Origin of the sequence: Actinomadura sp. KC345, assembly GCF_004348515.1 — a bacterium.
In the GTDB taxonomy this organism is placed as follows: Bacteria; Actinomycetota; Actinomycetes; order Streptosporangiales; family Streptosporangiaceae; genus Spirillospora.
Genome location: NZ_SMKH01000211.1, coordinates 1 through 14,321 on the forward strand (window position 1 = coordinate 1; position 14,321 = coordinate 14,321).

General features: G+C 71.5%; 18 protein-coding genes. 9 read left to right on the plus strand and 9 right to left on the minus strand.

What is annotated here, in order from left to right; all coding sequences use genetic code 11:
• The first annotated feature begins 289 nt into the window (after positions 1 to 289).
• A complete protein-coding gene (locus tag E1281_RS27940; RefSeq protein WP_131882699.1) occupies positions 290 to 793 on the plus strand; it encodes a GNAT family N-acetyltransferase in 504 nt (167 codons plus the stop codon).
• Between the two features lie 80 nt (positions 794 to 873).
• On the plus strand, positions 874 to 1,914 hold the full coding sequence (locus E1281_RS27945) for an SGNH/GDSL hydrolase family protein (protein ID WP_131882700.1): 1,041 nt from the start codon (positions 874 to 876) through the stop codon (positions 1,912 to 1,914).
• Here the strand turns inward: E1281_RS27945 and E1281_RS27950 are convergent.
• Positions 1,911 to 2,537, minus strand: a complete 627-nt coding sequence (locus E1281_RS27950; protein ID WP_131882701.1) for a TetR/AcrR family transcriptional regulator — start codon at positions 2,535 to 2,537, stop codon at positions 1,911 to 1,913. The two genes, E1281_RS27945 and E1281_RS27950, sit on opposite strands and share 4 nt — an antisense overlap.
• Before the next feature lie 72 nt (positions 2,538 to 2,609).
• Between E1281_RS27950 and E1281_RS27955 the strand changes: the two genes are divergently transcribed.
• On the plus strand, positions 2,610 to 3,185 hold the full coding sequence (locus E1281_RS27955; protein WP_131882702.1) for a dihydrofolate reductase family protein: 576 nt from the start codon (positions 2,610 to 2,612) through the stop codon (positions 3,183 to 3,185).
• A 62-nt stretch (positions 3,186 to 3,247) separates the two neighbouring features.
• Positions 3,248 to 4,216 carry a CapA family protein gene (locus E1281_RS27960; RefSeq protein ID WP_131882703.1) on the plus strand — a complete coding sequence of 323 codons (969 nt, stop codon included), beginning with the start codon at positions 3,248 to 3,250 and terminating at the stop codon, positions 4,214 to 4,216.
• Here E1281_RS27960 and E1281_RS27965 read toward each other — a convergent pair.
• Together E1281_RS27965 and E1281_RS27970 are read right to left on the minus strand one after the other, a co-directional pair.
• Positions 4,213 to 5,118: an SDR family oxidoreductase gene (locus tag E1281_RS27965; RefSeq protein WP_131882704.1), complete on the minus strand. Its 906-nt coding sequence runs from the start codon at positions 5,116 to 5,118 to the stop codon at positions 4,213 to 4,215. The two genes, E1281_RS27960 and E1281_RS27965, sit on opposite strands and share 4 nt — an antisense overlap.
• A gap of 10 nt (positions 5,119 to 5,128) precedes the next feature.
• Complete coding sequence (locus tag E1281_RS27970) at positions 5,129 to 5,716, minus strand: TetR/AcrR family transcriptional regulator (protein WP_131882705.1); 588 nt, start codon at positions 5,714 to 5,716, stop codon at positions 5,129 to 5,131.
• A 129-nt stretch (positions 5,717 to 5,845) separates the two neighbouring features.
• On the opposite strand from E1281_RS27970, the gene E1281_RS27975 reads away from it, so the two are divergent.
• The 3 genes from E1281_RS27975 (at position 5,846) to E1281_RS27985 (ending at position 8,838) form a co-directional block, all read left to right on the plus strand.
• Positions 5,846 to 6,856 carry a DUF3533 domain-containing protein gene (locus tag E1281_RS27975; protein WP_131882706.1) on the plus strand — a complete coding sequence of 337 codons (1,011 nt, stop codon included), beginning with the start codon at positions 5,846 to 5,848 and terminating at the stop codon, positions 6,854 to 6,856.
• Between the two features lie 81 nt (positions 6,857 to 6,937).
• Positions 6,938 to 7,978, plus strand: coding sequence for an STM4015 family protein (locus E1281_RS27980; RefSeq protein WP_131882707.1), 1,041 nt, complete (start codon positions 6,938 to 6,940; stop codon positions 7,976 to 7,978).
• A 98-nt stretch (positions 7,979 to 8,076) separates the two neighbouring features.
• Positions 8,077 to 8,838: a methyltransferase domain-containing protein gene (locus E1281_RS27985; RefSeq protein WP_131882708.1), complete on the plus strand. Its 762-nt coding sequence runs from the start codon at positions 8,077 to 8,079 to the stop codon at positions 8,836 to 8,838.
• A gap of 28 nt (positions 8,839 to 8,866) precedes the next feature.
• Here the strand turns inward: E1281_RS27985 and E1281_RS40545 are convergent, their stop codons facing one another.
• The 3 genes from E1281_RS40545 to E1281_RS28000 all read right to left on the minus strand — a co-directional run bounded on the left by E1281_RS40545 (position 8,867) and on the right by E1281_RS28000 (position 10,447).
• The gene (locus tag E1281_RS40545; protein WP_165959143.1) at positions 8,867 to 9,178 is read right to left on the minus strand and encodes an NUDIX domain-containing protein; all 312 of its coding nucleotides are present in this window, start codon (positions 9,176 to 9,178) and stop codon (positions 8,867 to 8,869) included.
• A gap of 217 nt (positions 9,179 to 9,395) precedes the next feature.
• A complete protein-coding gene (locus E1281_RS27995) occupies positions 9,396 to 9,596 on the minus strand; it encodes a DUF397 domain-containing protein (protein ID WP_131882710.1) in 201 nt (66 codons plus the stop codon).
• Complete coding sequence (locus E1281_RS28000; protein WP_131882711.1) at positions 9,593 to 10,447, minus strand: helix-turn-helix transcriptional regulator; 855 nt, start codon at positions 10,445 to 10,447, stop codon at positions 9,593 to 9,595. Before E1281_RS28000 ends, E1281_RS27995 begins: the two co-directional genes overlap by 4 nt.
• A 146-nt stretch (positions 10,448 to 10,593) precedes the next feature.
• Between E1281_RS28000 and E1281_RS28005 the strand changes: the two genes are divergently transcribed.
• Positions 10,594 to 11,001, plus strand: a complete 408-nt coding sequence (locus tag E1281_RS28005; protein WP_165959144.1) for an ATP-binding protein — start codon at positions 10,594 to 10,596, stop codon at positions 10,999 to 11,001.
• Here E1281_RS28005 and E1281_RS28010 read toward each other — a convergent pair.
• Both E1281_RS28010 and E1281_RS28015 read right to left on the minus strand, forming a co-directional pair.
• A complete protein-coding gene (locus E1281_RS28010) occupies positions 10,998 to 11,612 on the minus strand; it encodes a dihydrofolate reductase family protein (RefSeq protein WP_131882713.1) in 615 nt (204 codons plus the stop codon). The genes E1281_RS28005 and E1281_RS28010 overlap by 4 nt on opposite strands.
• Before the next feature lie 3 nt (positions 11,613 to 11,615).
• Positions 11,616 to 12,272 (minus strand): dihydrofolate reductase family protein, encoded by a 657-nt coding sequence (locus E1281_RS28015; protein ID WP_243717481.1) that lies wholly within the window; start codon positions 12,270 to 12,272, stop codon positions 11,616 to 11,618.
• Positions 12,273 to 12,457: 185 nt separating this feature from the next.
• On the opposite strand from E1281_RS28015, the gene E1281_RS28020 reads away from it, so the two are divergent.
• Positions 12,458 to 13,570, plus strand: a complete 1,113-nt coding sequence (locus E1281_RS28020; protein ID WP_131882714.1) for a LuxR C-terminal-related transcriptional regulator — start codon at positions 12,458 to 12,460, stop codon at positions 13,568 to 13,570.
• A gap of 37 nt (positions 13,571 to 13,607) precedes the next feature.
• On the opposite strand, the gene E1281_RS28025 is transcribed toward E1281_RS28020, so the two are convergent.
• The coding region (locus E1281_RS28025) for a nitronate monooxygenase family protein (RefSeq protein ID WP_131882715.1) at positions 13,608 to 14,321 on the minus strand (714 nt) is incomplete at its 5' end.

A 14,321-nucleotide genomic window follows, 5' to 3' on the forward strand; every position in this document is an offset into this window, starting at 1 on the left:
GCCCGCGCCCGCACCCCGTTTTCCGCGCCGCCCCGAGTCCCCGGCTCCCGCTTCCGGCGGAGGCAGTAGGCGACGGTGGCGGCGGCCAGGAGGGGCCCCACCGGCAGGGGCCCGTGCATCCGCCGGACGACCGCCGCCGGATTCATCGCCATGCCGACTCCAGCCGTGAGCCGCCGGCGGCCTGGCACATGCGCCTCACCAGGCGAGACGGGCCGGACCCGCACCTCGCCTCCCGGAAGGGGCGGAGAACCCGGAGGCCGCGGTCCTGACGGCGTTCTACGATCGCGGGATGGAGTACGAGGTGCGTCCGGCGCGGCCGGACGATCTGCCGGGACTCCCGGCGATCGAGAACTCGGCCGACGGGATGTTCAAACAGGCCGGGATCGTGTTCCCTCCGGGACCGACCGTGGTCGAGCAGATGACGGAACTGGACGCGGAGATCGTCGTGGCCGGTGATCCGCCGGTGGGTTTCGCGGCGGTCCAGGAGGTCGACGGCGCCGTGCACCTGGAGCAGATCGCGGTGCGCGACGATCTCGTGGGCCGGGGGATCGGCCTCCGGATGCTGGAGGCGGTCATGGCGCGGGCCGCGGAGGCCGGCGCGCCCGGGGTCAGCCTGCTGACGTTCCGGGACGTCCCCTGGAACGGGCCCTGGTACGCCAGGCACGGGTTCGCCGAGCTGCCCGAGGACCAGTGGGGGCCCGGGATCAGGTCCTACTGGGAGGCCGAGATCGAGGGCGGGCTTCACAGGCTGGGGCCCCGGCTGGTCATGTGGGCTCCGACCGACCGGGCGTAGCACGAACTTGATCTACAACGTAAAGGCGGGAACCCGGGACGTGTCGTGAACGTCGTCCCTCATGGACGCGAAGGAGGAAGATGGTCGGCCCGGTGGCATGGCTGCGCGGCCGTGTGGGCGAGCGCGGCACCGCCGTCGCCCTTCTGGTGACCCTGCTGGCGCTGGCCGTGGTCCCGCTGGTGGCGCTGCCGGCGGTGCGGTGCAAGATCTTCGGCAGCGGATGCCACGAACCCGGCGCCGATCCCGGTGCGCGCGCCGATCCGGTGGCCGCCCGGAAGGCGCTCACGCCGCTCGAAGCCGCCACATGGGGTTCCTACGTGGCGCTGGGGGACTCGTACTCGTCCGGCGTCGGCTCGGAGACCACGGTGTCCGACCACAACCCGCTCGACCGGTGCCACCGGACGTCCAAGGCGTACTACCACGAGGTCTCGAAGGCGTTCGAGTTCGCGAAGGGCAGCGGCTTCTGGGCGTGCTCCGGCGCGACGACGGCGGACGTGCTGAAGGGGAAGGGCGGGGAGCCTCCGCAGATCAGCCGCATCGGACCGGAGACGAGCCTGGTCACGCTGAGCATCGGCGGGAACGACGTCGGGTTCTCCAAGGTCCTCGCCGGATGCGTCGTCAAGCTCCCCTGGAGCAAGAACTGCACCCGGCAGGGCGACGACATCGCCGCCCGGATGGCCGAGCTCCGCACGAGCCTCCCCGGTCTGCTCGACAGGATCACCGCGAAGGCTCCCCGGGCACGGGTGATCGTGATGGGCTACCCGAAGGCGTTCTCCGAGGTCAGCGGCGTGGACGGGGACAACATCACGGTGTCGGACCAGCGCTGGCTGAATCAGCGGGCCCACGACCTGGGCACGCTGATCCGGCAGTCCGCCGCCGAGGCCGACGCGCAGATCGCCGCCCGGAACGGCCGGGGCAGCGTCGAGTTCGTCGACGCCTACAGCGCGTTCGCCGGCCACGAGGTGGGCAGCAGGGACCCGTACATGAACGGTCTGGCGCTGAACCTGTCGGCGCTGGAGGCCGAGCCGCGCAGCTACCACCCGACCGCCGCCGGGCACCGCGCGCTGGCCGGCCTGTTCACCGAGCAGATCAAGAAGGGCCCGGGACGCCCGCTGTTCTAGCGTTCCCCCGAGTCGGACGGCCCGTGCTCGGACGGCCCGTGCTCGGACGGCCCGTGCGGGGCGGCGCGCTCCACCGCGATCGCCACGAGCTCCTGGACCTCGTCCTCGGAGAACACCCCCGGCAGGGTGAGGTGCTCCACGATCAGCCAGTTGAGCGCGAGGTAGAGCAGGCGCACCGAGGTGGCGTCGCCCGGGAGGCCGGAGTCCAGGTGGTAGGAGATGTTGGCCTCCACGTTCTCGCGCACCCGCTCGGTCAGGACGGCGCGCAGCTCGGGCCGCCTCGTCGCCTCAAGGCGCAGCTCCAAGAGCGCCAGGTAGCCGGTGCGGAAGTCGGCGAGCCGGCCGACGAGGCCGTGCATCAGCTCGGTGACCTTGGCCAGGTCGCGCGGCCCCTCGACGGCGACCGCCAGGGTGGCGGCGTCCGGCTGGAGGCGTTCGTAGATCCGCCCGCCCACCTGCATGAACAGGTCGTCCCGGTTGGCGAAGTAGTTGGACGCGGTACCGGCCGGCACGCCCGCCTCGGCGTCCACGGCCCGGAACGTCAGCCCGCGCGCCCCCTCCCCGGCCAGGACCTCGATCGCGGCGTCGACCAGCGCCGCCCTCCGCTCCAGGTTCCGCCGCATGATTGACACCACTCCATCCGTAGTACTACGTTCAAAGCACTTCGAGCAGAGTACTACGAACGGAGTTCTTATATGCGCAAGCTCGTCTACTATGTCGGCGTCAGCATCGACGGCTATATCGCCGGTCCCGGCGGTGAGTTCGAGTTCTACCCGGTCGCGGACGACATGGTGGCCTGGATCACCGAGCGCTACCCCGAGACCGTCCCCACGCACCTTCGGGCGCAGGTCGGCCTGGAGGACGCGCCGAACAAGCGGTTCGACACCCTCGTGATGGGGCTCGGCACGTACCGGCCCGCGCTCGACATCGATGTGACCAGCCCGTATGCCCACGTGCGGCAGTACGTCGTGTCGACCACGCTGGACGAGATCGCCGATCCCGGAGTGGAACTGGTCAGGGAGCCGCACGGCATCGTCCGCGAGCTCAAGGCCGAAGCGGGCGACAAGGACATCTGGCTGTGCGGGGGCGGCGAACTCGCAGGCGCCCTCCTGCCCGAGATCGACGAACTGATCATCAAGAGCTACCCGGTGGTGGCCGGCGCGGGCGTCTCCGCCTTCTCCGGCGGGTTCCGCCCGACGCTCTTCACGCCGACGGACCGGAAGGAGTTCAGCAACGGCGCCCAGGTCACCTGGTTCACCCGCACCCCGTGATCGACGGAAGCCGGCCCGTGCCGGGTAGGTATGGGGCTATATGCCGCTGATGGGGGGACCGGATGGCCGTGACGGTGGCGCTCGCCGGTGACACCATGCTGGGCCGCGGCGTGGCGGACGTGATCGCCGCGTCCGGCCCGCACGGCCTGTTCTCCGACGACGTGAGGGAGATCTTCAGCGGCGCGGACCTCGGGCTGGTGAACCTGGAATGCTGCGTGTCCGGTCGCGGCCGGAAATGGGATGCGCCGGGCAAGCCCTTCCATTTCCGGGCGCCGCCGGTCGCGGCGGAGGCGCTCGCCGGTCTCGGCGTGGACTGCGTGTCGCTCGCCAACAACCACGCGCTCGACTACGGCCCGGACGCCCTCGCGGACACGCTCCGGCATCTGGGAGGGGCGGGCGTCCAGGTCGTCGGGGCGGGTGCGAACGCCGAGGAGGCGCGGGAGTGCGTCGTTCTGGAGGCCGGCGGTCTGGCGATGGCGGTCGTGGGCGTCACCGATCATCCGGCCGACTTCGCCGCGGGGCACGACCGTCCGGGTGTCGCCCACGCCTCACTGGAGAAGGGCGTCCCCGGGTATCTGACGGAGCAGATCCGGCGGCTGCGGGAGAGCAACGACGCGGTGCTCGTCCTGGCGCACTGGGGCCCGAACATGACGCGGGAGCCGCCGCCCTACGTCCGGCGGGCGGCCGGGGAGCTGGTGGACGCCGGGGCGACGCTCGTCGCGGGGAGTTCGGCCCACGTCTTCCACGGCGCCGCCCTGCCGGTGATCTTCGACATGGGCGACTTCATCGACGACTACGCCGTGGACGGGAGGCTCCGCAACGACCTCGGGCTCCTGTTCCTGGTCACGCTGGACGGCGCGGGACCGTCCCGCGTCGAGGCGGTGCCGCTGCGGCTCGGCTACGGCCACACCCGCCTGGCGGACGACGCCGGCCATGCGTGGATCGCCGAGCGTTTCACCCGGGCTAGCGCCGCCTTCGGGACGAGCGTGAAGGCCGAAGGCGGCCGTCTGGTCATCGGAGCGCCGTCCTAAAGGGGATCGCCGAGCGGCCCGTACTCGTCCACGAGCGCGTCGGCCCAGTGGGCGGCGAAGTCGGGTTGCGTGCCGTCCACGTCGGTGAACCCGTACTCCTGGTACAGGCCCCAGGTCGCCAGCGCCCGCCCGGTCTTGGCCATGACATCGGGGTCGGCGGCCAGCGCGGCGACGGCCCGTCCCAGGTAGGCCGGTGTCTCGGAATGGGCGAAGTGCGGGTCCTGGGCGATGGCGTCCCGCCAGTCGGCCTCGGTGACCCCGAAGTGGTCCAGGACGGCCTCCGACCGCAGGAACCCGGGGGTGACGGCCACCGCGGCGACCCCGTGCGGCTTCAGCTCGGCGGCCTGCGCCACGGCCAGGCGGATCACCGCCGACTTCGCGAGATCGTAGAAGAACGAGCCGCGGTAGCGGGCGGTGTTGCCGTCGGTCACCTCCACCACCAGGCCGCGTTCCCGCGCGACCATCAGCGGGAGCGCGAACCGGCTGGTGATCACGTGGGTCTCCACCGCCTGTCGCAGGAGCCGCAGCCCGGTGTCGAGGTCCTGCTCCCACAGCGGATGCTCCCAGTCGGTGAGCGGGTCGCCGCCCCACACGGAGTTGACGAGGATGTCGAGCCGCCCGTCCTGCTCGGCCGCGATCCGCTCGACGAGCGCCCGCACCTCGTCGGGACGGCTGTGATCGGCGCGCACCGGAATGCCGTGTCCGCCTGCGGCGGTGACCTGCCCGGCCGTGTCCTCGATGGTCTCCGGCCGCCCGAGGTCGGAACGCCTCGATCCGCTGCTGCGGCCGGTGACGTACACCGTCGCCCCGGCGGCGCCGAGCTGGACGGCGATCCCCCGCCCGCCCCCTCGCGTGCCTCCGGCGACGAGGGCGACACGGCCCGTCAACGAACGATCCTCCATGATCTCCTCCTCATGAAACGTGCGGAGCCAGGGCGATGTCGACCTCGCGTCCGAGGCGTTCGGGCAGCGTCCCCCGCCGGTCGAGGGCCCAGGTCAGACCCGCTCCCGCGATGACCGCCTGGATCGACCCGGCCAGTGCCCCGACGTCCGTCCCGGCCACGAGCCCGCCCTCGGACACCGCCGCACCGAGCAGCATCTCGATCACCCGCCTGTTCGCCTCATGGACGGCCAGGGCCTGCTCGTGAAGTTCCGGATCGGTGAGGTCCATGCACAGGAACGCCAGATGGTTGGCGTACCTCTCCGGTGTGGTCATCTCGGACACCGACCGCACCGCGAACGCCCGCAACGCCGACAGCGCCGACGCGTGCCCGTCCCGCGCCCGCTCGTGCATCGCGTCCGCGTCCCGCGCCGACTGCCTCGCGATCGCCAGCAGCAGCCCCCGCTTTGAGCCGAACCGCTGGACGAGCGTGCCGGGCACGAGCCCGACCTCGTCCGCCACGGCCGCGAGCGTGAGCCCCGCCGGGCCGATCCGCCCGATCACCTCGACGGCCGCCCGCAGGATCACCGAGTCGTCCACACCCCGCGGCCGCCCTGCCATCGCCCGCCCCCTCCTATTTATGAATGAACGTGCATTTATTAAATCGCCTCGCCGCGCTCACCGCAAATCGGGTGGTCGTGGCCATCCGAGGATTGATTGTTACGGATGGCGACCATTGGGTGGCTGAGGGTGGTGAAACGTCAGGCCGAGCCCGCGCCGGGCATCTCCTACCCGGTGACCGCGACGTTCATGGTGGCCGTCTTCTTCCTGAGCGCCGCCTTCATCGCCTCCTACGTGGGCGGCCTGCACGCGCCGCACCCGCACCGTGTACCGGTCGGGGTCGTCGGGCCGCCGCAGGCCACCGGGCCGATCGACGCGACACTGCGCCGGCGGGGCGAGACCTTCGACGTGCACGCCTACCCGACTCCGGACGCCGCGCGCCGCGCGATCCGCGACCGGGACGTCTACGGCGCGTACCTGCCCCTGCAGGGCAGGCTGCTGATCACCTCCGCGTTCGGGCCCACCGCGAGCGATCTCCTCCGCGACACCTTCACCCGGACGGCCGCGGCCGAGGGCAAGGCGCTGTCCGTGCAGGACGTGGCCCCCGCCGACCCCGGAGACCCGGAAGGACTCGTGCCGTTCTACCTCGTGATCGGGTGGATCGTCAGCGCGTACCTGGTCGCCGCGATCGTCGGCCTCTACCGGGGCATGGCGGCCGCGACGCTCCGCGACGCCGTCGTGCGGCTGGCCGCGTTCGCCCTGTACGCCGCGTTCACCGGCGCCGCCGGGACGCTGATCGTGGAGCACGGCAACGGCTACCTGTCCGGCGGCCCGTGGCTGCTCACCGGGATCGGCGCCATGTGCGTGTTCGCGGTGGCGTCGGCGACCGCGGCGGCCGAGAGCCTGCTCGGCATCTTCGGGACGGCTCTGGCGATCCTCGCGTTCGTGGTGCTGGGGAACCCCTCGGCCGGTGGCCCGTGGCCACTGGAGTTCCTGGCGCCGTTCTGGCGGGCGATCGGCCCGTGGCTGCCCAACTGGGCGGGCACCGAGGCCGTGCGCGGCGCCGTCTACTTCGACGGCCACGACCTGACCCGCCCTCTGCTCGTCCTGGCCGTCTATGCCGCCGCCGGCGCCGCGCTCTTCCTCCTGCTCGCGGGCCGCAGCAACCGCGTCATGCGCTTCCCCGGCCCCCCGCGCTAGGGCCGGACGGCCGCTGTCGGCGCATTCCGGGGCGCCCTTCGCCGCGCGCCTCTACGATCATGCCGACGAGAGGTGACGCACATGCCGCATTACGAGTACATGGCCGAGTTCGCCGGGCTGGCGACCATCGACTTCCCGTCGAGGGAAAGCAGCCCCGCGACGGCCTCGGCGTCCGAGGACGAGCGGCTCGCCGCGGCGAAGGCCGATCCGGGCGCGTTCGCGTGGCGGCTGCGGATGGAGCCCTTCGGGGACGAGGAACACTTCCGGGACTATCTTGAGCGTTTCATCGGCGAGGTCGACACCGCGGCCGTCACCGCCTTGATCATCGGCAATTGCTGGGATCCCGGGCCCGCCAACGACGACGTCGACGGCGTTCGCGACCTGCTGATCGGCAGGGCGGCGGCGTTCCCCGCGCTGACCGCGCTGTTCTTCGGGGAGGTCACCAGGGAGGAGACCGAGATCTCCTGGATCGCGCAGACCGACGTGTCACCGCTCCTCGCGGCGTTCCCCGGGCTCACCGAATTCGGCGTCCGAGGCGGCGACGAGATGAACATCGCGGGACGCGGCTACAGGCTCGCCTGGGACGTGTCCCATCACCAGGCATTGAGCCGCCTGACGTTCCAGACCCACCAGCTGGATCAGGCGGTGCTCCACGGCGTCCTGGGCACCGAACTCCCCGCCCTCGAAAGCCTGGACCTCTACCTTGGCGAGCGCACCACTCCAGAGGACCTCGCGCCTCTTCTGTCGGGCTCGGCCTTCCCCGTCCTGAAGCATCTCGGCCTGCGCAACGCCAAGAACACCGACACCCTGGTCGCCGCCCTGGCGGACGCCGCCGTGACCAGCCGCCTGAGCACCCTCGACCTGTCCTTGGGCACCCTCAGCGACAAGGGCGCCCGCGTCCTCCTGGACACACCGGCCTTCCGTGGCCTGGATCGCCTGGACCTGCACCACCACTACATGTCGGAGGACATGGCCGAGCAGGTCCGCGCCCACTTCACCGAAGCGGGAGTCGACCTCGACACCGACGACCGCCAAGAAGTCGAAGAAGAGGAGTGGGACGAGGAGGACGACGAGGACTGGGAGTACGAAGACCCCGAGTACTACCCGGCGATCACCGAGTGACCGGCAGGTCGCCTCGCCGGAAAAGGAGTCGAGCCAGGAGGCCGTCAATGGCATCCTGACCGGCGACGACGCCGTCCACGTGCTTCCGGAGCCCACGCTTGCTGCGCCTTCATGAGATCGCCGAAGCGGATCATCGCATCCTCAACCCGTTCACCGAGGAGAAGCTTCTCCTGCTGGGCGAGGTGAGCCGCGTCGGGCCCGGTACCCGGATCCTGGACCTGGCCTGCGGCAAGGGCGAGATGCTGTGCCGATGGGCGGTGGAGTTCGGTTCCACGGGCCACGGCGTCGACCTGAGCGAGGTCTTCCTGGCCGCCGCACACGAGCGAGCCGCCGAATTGGACGTCGCGGGGAAGGTGAGCTTCGAGCAGGGCGATGCGGGCCGCTACCGCGCCCCCGGCCGCTTCGACGTGGTGGCCTGCCTCGGCGCGACCTGGATCGGCGATGGCCTGACCGGGACGATCGAGCTCATGCGCTCGTCCGCCGCGGACGACGGCCTGCTGCTGATCGGCGAGCCGTACTGGACCGACGAGCCGCCCGAAGCGGCCTACGCGGCACTCGGCTTCGCACCGGACGATTTCGCCTCGCTCACCGGCACGCTGGACCGTTTCGAGGCCGCCGGGCTCGAACTGGTGGAGATGGTCCTGGCCGACCCCGACAGCTGGGACCGGTACGTGGCCTCGCAATGGTGGACGGTCCGCGAATGGCTCAAGGCCAACCCGACCCACCCGGACGTCCCCGCGATGCGTGAGTTCGCCGACGCCTCGCGCCGTTCCTACCTCGCTTACAACCGCAGATACCTCGGCTGGGGAGTCTTCGCCCTCCGCCAATCCGGAAGCCCCGCCGCAGCGTCCACACCCTGACGACGCCGCGTGGGCGGCCGACCGTGGGTCAGGTGAAGCCGAGGAGCCGTGCCGCCGGCACCGTGGCGCATGCCTCTTCGTCCATCTCCCGGCGCAAGGTCTGCTCCCAGTCCTCGCCGGGCTCGGGACGGCCCGCCGGCAGGTCCCAGGCGACGCCGTCCGGGCTGATCAGGACGACGTCGCCGCCGCGGGTCACGCACACTCCCTCGGCACCATGCGGCGTCCCCGCCGGTGGGTCGGGCGGCGGATGCCACGACACCAGCCACCGCTGTCCGCCGGACCGGACCGGAATCCGCACATCGTTCGCCGCCACCGCGCCGGAGGGCTCAGGAGTGCGCACCAGCGGCCTCCAGGGCGGTCCTGAGCCATTCCAGGAGTTCGATATCGCTGCGGCAGCGTCGGTTGCGGCTCGGGCGGCGGGTGACCCATAGGCCGAGTAGTTGTGCTGGGCCGCCGCGAACCGGTCGAGCCCGCCGGTAAGCGCACGCTCCGCGTCGGCGGTCCGCACGATCACGTTGGCGAACTCGATCCCCAGCGCCATCCCCGCCTCCGACTACTCAGCCGTCCCGCCCCTTGAGGCGATGGAGGAACGCGCTCCAGGCGAGGGGAGCGAAGGTGAGAACGGGCCCCTCCGGATCCTTCGAGTCCCGCACCGCCACCAGTTCGTCAGCCTCGGCTATCTCGACGCAGTCGGTTCCCGAGGAACCCGTCCAACTGCTCTTCCGCCACACCACATCAGGGAGGTTCGTAGCCTTCATAGCTCTGAGATTATTTGGTTGATCAGGTCGCGCGAAGCGGTTTCGTGGAGGGATAGGGAACGAATCCGCTCGAAAGTTTCCCGATAGTGCACTGTCTCCTGGGTGCTCTCGATGATGGCTTGGCCGGCCAGGTGTTCTGTGAGCACGACGGTGAGTATGGACGGTCTGCCCACGTCCAGCAGTTCGAACTGCCCCGCGTAGTCGGATCCCGCATCGACTGCCAGCGGTAGGACGTTGAGCTGCATATTCTCTCGCTCGGACTGATTGACGAGCCGTCGGAGCTGCGATCGCATGACCTGGCGGCCGCCGCGCATCCGGCGGAGCGCCGCTTCATCGAGAACTACCCCGAGATTGGTCGCCGGAAGTCGGTCCAGGATCCTCTGCCGCATCAGGCGGAACTCTACGAAACGATCGATAACCGTGGCCGGGTGCCTGGGCGTGATTCCTCGGATGACGGTTCGCGCGTACTCCTCGGTTTGGAGGAGACCGGGGATGAACGTGGTCTCCGTGATGATGACGCCTGAGGCGCTGTCTTCGAGTGAGACGCGGTCGAGGGCTTCGGGGGTGACCAGGTCCTTGTAGTCGTCCCACCAGCCGGGTTGGCGGTCCTGTTCGGCGAGGGTCATCATCGCGGCGCGGAGGTCGGTGGGGACGTTGTACCGGTCGAGGATGAAGCCGAGGTCCCGGAGGCGCAGCCATTGCACGCCGTTCTCGATCTGGCTGAGGGACGAAGGCGAGCGTTCCAGGTGCTTGCCTGCGGTTTTGAGGGTGTAGCCGGACTCCTCCCTGAGGCGGCGGAGCACTCGTCCGATCTTGCGGCGGCGCGTGGTGGAGAGGGTCGCTTCCGACATGTGGTCAGAGTGTCACGCTACGGAGTCAGATGTCCGGCGAACCGGTGACCGCTGAAATTTTAGTCGGGAGTCCTTTCGGGGGATACGGAGAGTGTTGTGGCCGGTGCGGTGCGCTAAGAGCCTGGGGTCCGAGAGAAGGGGTCTTCATGGCGATCAGCGAGGTCATCGCGGCGCTCACGCTGCCGGGCGTGGAGCGGTCGGCGCGGCATGCGCGGGTGTTCGCGCGGGACGTGCTGGGTGAGGGACATCCCTCGCTCCCGGACGTCCAGACGTGTGTGAACGAGGCGTTCACGAACGCGGTCGAGCACACCGCGTCCGGGCGGGGCGGAACGGTCACGGTGATGCTCTCGCTGGACGGCGGCGACGTCGTCGCGGAGGTCGCCGACGACGGGGCGCTGGGGGAGCGGCCGCTGATGAGGGACGACCCGCTGGCCGAGGACGGCCGGGGGCTGCGCATCATCGACGCCCTGACCCTGGCCTGGGGAACCAGGGCGGACGGGCACCGGACGACGGTGTGGATGCGCTTTCCCGGGCCGCCGCCGCTGCGGGTCTAGTGCGTCGCGGATGCCCGCTCGTCCGACCCGCGGTGGACGCGGTAGTGCAGGTGCAGGGCGTGCTGCGCCGGCTCCTCGACGTCCGGAGTGGTCAGCCGGCGGATCAGGCGCAGCTCGATGTGCTCCGCCGGAAGGTGGTCGAACAGGCGTCGTCCCCGCCCCAGCAGGACCGGCACGACGTGCAGTTCGAGCTCGTCGATCTGCCCGGCCCGCAGCAGCGCCTGCCCCGCGCCGGCCCCGTGCACCATGACGTCGCCGTCTCCGGCCGCCTCGCGGGCCAGCGAGGCGCATTCGCGTGCGCCGGTGACGTACCGGACGCTGCCCGGCGGTGGTTCGTCCGGGACGTCGTGGGTGAGGACGAAGACCGGGACGCCGTCATGGTGGTCGCCCTGCCAGCGGCCTGCGTGCTCATACGTGCGGCGGCCGGCGATGACGGCGCGGGTGGCCAGCGCCTCCGCGTACACCTGGCCGCTCGGTCCCGGGTCGTTGCGCCGGTCGAGCCAGTTGAAGAGGCGGCCCCCGCGGACGCCCATCGGTTCGCCGACGCCGTCGTCCGGTCCCGCGACGTAGCCGTCCAGGGACATGGTCATGTCCAGCCGGATCAGTGCCATGGGTCAGGCCTCCCGCCGGACGCGGTAGCGCAGGTACTGCACATCCGGCGAGTCCAAAGCGCGGAGCAGTTCGAGCTCGATGTGGTCGGGCGGCATGTCCTCGAACAGGCGGCGGCCCTGCCCGAGCAGGACGGGCACGATCTGCAGCTCCATCTCGTCCAGCAGTCCGGCGCGGAGGCACTCCCGCGCGGTCGCGGCGCCGTGCATGAGGATGTCCCGGCCCGCGGCGGCGTCCTTCGCCTGCGCGACGCAGGATTCGACGCCGTCGGTGACGTAGCGCGCGTGCCCCGGCGGGGGGTCGTCGGGCGCGTTGCGGGTGAGCACGAAGATGGGGACCCCGTCGTGGTGGTCGCCCGCCCAGCCGCCGGCGAACTCGAAGGTGCGCCGTCCGGTGATCACCGCTCCCGTGCCCAGCAGCTCGTCGAACACCGTCGCGCCGGGGCCGCCGGCGGGCCGGTGCGAAAGCGGGTCCACCCCACCGGGGCGCAGCCAGTCGTGCAGGCGTTCTCCGCCGACCCCGAGGCCATGGGCCGGACCGTCGTCGGGGCCGGCGATGAAGCCGTCCACCGACATCGACATGGACAGCACGACCTTGCTCATCGCGGCTCCCGATCCGGCGTCGGCGAGGTCGCTCGCCGGGTGCCTCTCGCTTGTGGACATGGAAAGTCGTTCCTCTCGTGACTGCGGGCACGCCGCGCGCACCTGCCCGCGCACGGCTTCGTCCCCGTCCGCGCGGCGTCCACGCCCGCGGCCGTCGGCCCGTCCGCCCAGGATGCGGCCTCCCGGGGCGCGGGTGAATCCCAGATTCCCGGGATGGCGCCGGAAGGCCGGGATAGGGTCGCGGCGTGGTCGACCCTCCGGTGTACGCGCGCGTCCGCGACGACATCGTGCGGCTGGTCCACCGGGGACTGCCGGTCGCCGATTTCTCGCGGGCCGTCGGCGACGCGCTGGGGCGGGCGGTGCCCGCCATGGGCACCTGCCTGATGACGGCCGACCCGGCGACCCTGCTCCCCACCGCGGAGTACGTCGAGAACGGAATGCCCGCGGACGAGCTGCTCCGGATGGTCGAGATCGAGATACGGGAGCCGGACGTCAACACATGGTCCGACCTCGCCCGTGCGGGCCGTCCGGCGGCCGGCCTCGGCGACGCGACGGAGGGCGACCTCGACCGCAGCCCGCGCCACCGGGAGATCCGCCGGCCCGGGGGCTTCTCCGACGAACTGCGGGTCGTGCTCGCGGACGGCGCCGGGACCTGGGGCATGCTGACCGTGTTCCGCGAGGCGGAGCGCCCGCACTTCTCACCGGCCGAGGTGCGGTTCGCGTCCTCCGTGGCGAGCCTGATAGCGGACGGGCTCCGGCGAGGGCTGCTGCTCGACGGCGCGAACGCCGGTGACGCCGATGTCGGCATGCTGGTCCTCGACCTCGACGACGGCGTGCGCATGTCCAACCCGGCCGCGGAACGCCGCCTGGACGAGCTGGGCACCGGCGGAAGGGCGGGCGCCCGGCTGCCGCTGGTGGTCCCCGCCGTCGCCCGCCAGGCCCGTGCCCTGGGCGCGCCGGAGGGGGGTCCGGCCCCGGCCGGTGCCCGTCCGGCCACGGCGCGGGTGCGCACCAGGTCGGGCAGGTGGCTGATCGTCCGGGGCTCGATCCTGGGGCACGGGCCGGAGTCGCCCGTCGCGGTGACGCTGGAACCGGCTCGTCCGGCCGAGATGGCGCCCCTGATCGTCGCCGCCTACGGGTTCACCGAACGGGAGCGGCGGGTCACCGAACTGGTGGCGCGGGGGCTGTCCACCAGGCAGATCGCCGGCAGGCTGCGCGTGTCGCCCCACACGGTGCAGGACCACCTGAAGTCGATCTTCACCAAGTCGGGCACCGCCTCACGCGGTGACCTGGTCGCCCGGCTCTTCTTCGACCATTACGCCGGACCCCTGACGTCGGGAGCGGCGGAGAACCGGTGAGGGGCGGCGTGGGCGCCCTCCACCGGGGTGCCGCGGCTCAGTCGGCGGCGGTGATGGTGTTGAGGCGGTCGATGGCGTTGGCGAAGTCGTCGACCATGTCGTAGACGACCTGGCGGGCGGGCTTCACGGTGGTCATCAGGCCCACGCACTGGCCGACGAAGTAGTTGGCGAGGTTGCGGGCGCCGGGGTTGCCGGACTCGGCGATCTTGGTGATCTGCCGCATCGCGCCCTCCGCGACGATCATCTGGAGCGGCATGCCGAGGGGGCCGGGGCTGGCCGGGCCCTCCCACTCGTCCGTCCAGGCGGAGCGGAGCTGGCGGGCGGGCTTGCCCGTGCGGGACCGGGAGCGGACCGTGTCGCGGGACGACGCGGCGAGCATCTTCTCCTTCACCTGCGGAGACGTTTCGGCCTCCTCGGTGGTGAGCCAGACCGAGCCGCACCAGACGCCGGACGCGCCGAGGGCCATGGCGGCGGCCATCTGGCGGCCCGTCGCGATGCCCCCGGCGGCGAGGACCGGCACCGGGGCGACGGTGTCGACGACCTCGGGGACCAGGACCATCGTGGAGATCTCGCCGGTGTGGCCGCCGGCCTCGCCGCCCTGCGCGACGATCAGGTCGACGCCGGCGGCGACCTGGCGGCGGGCGTGCTCGGACGTGCCGACGAGCGCGGCGACGGGGATCCCGGCGGCCTTCGCCTTCTCCACCATCAGCGGGGGAGGGGTGCCGAGGGCGCTGGCGATGAGCTGTCTCTT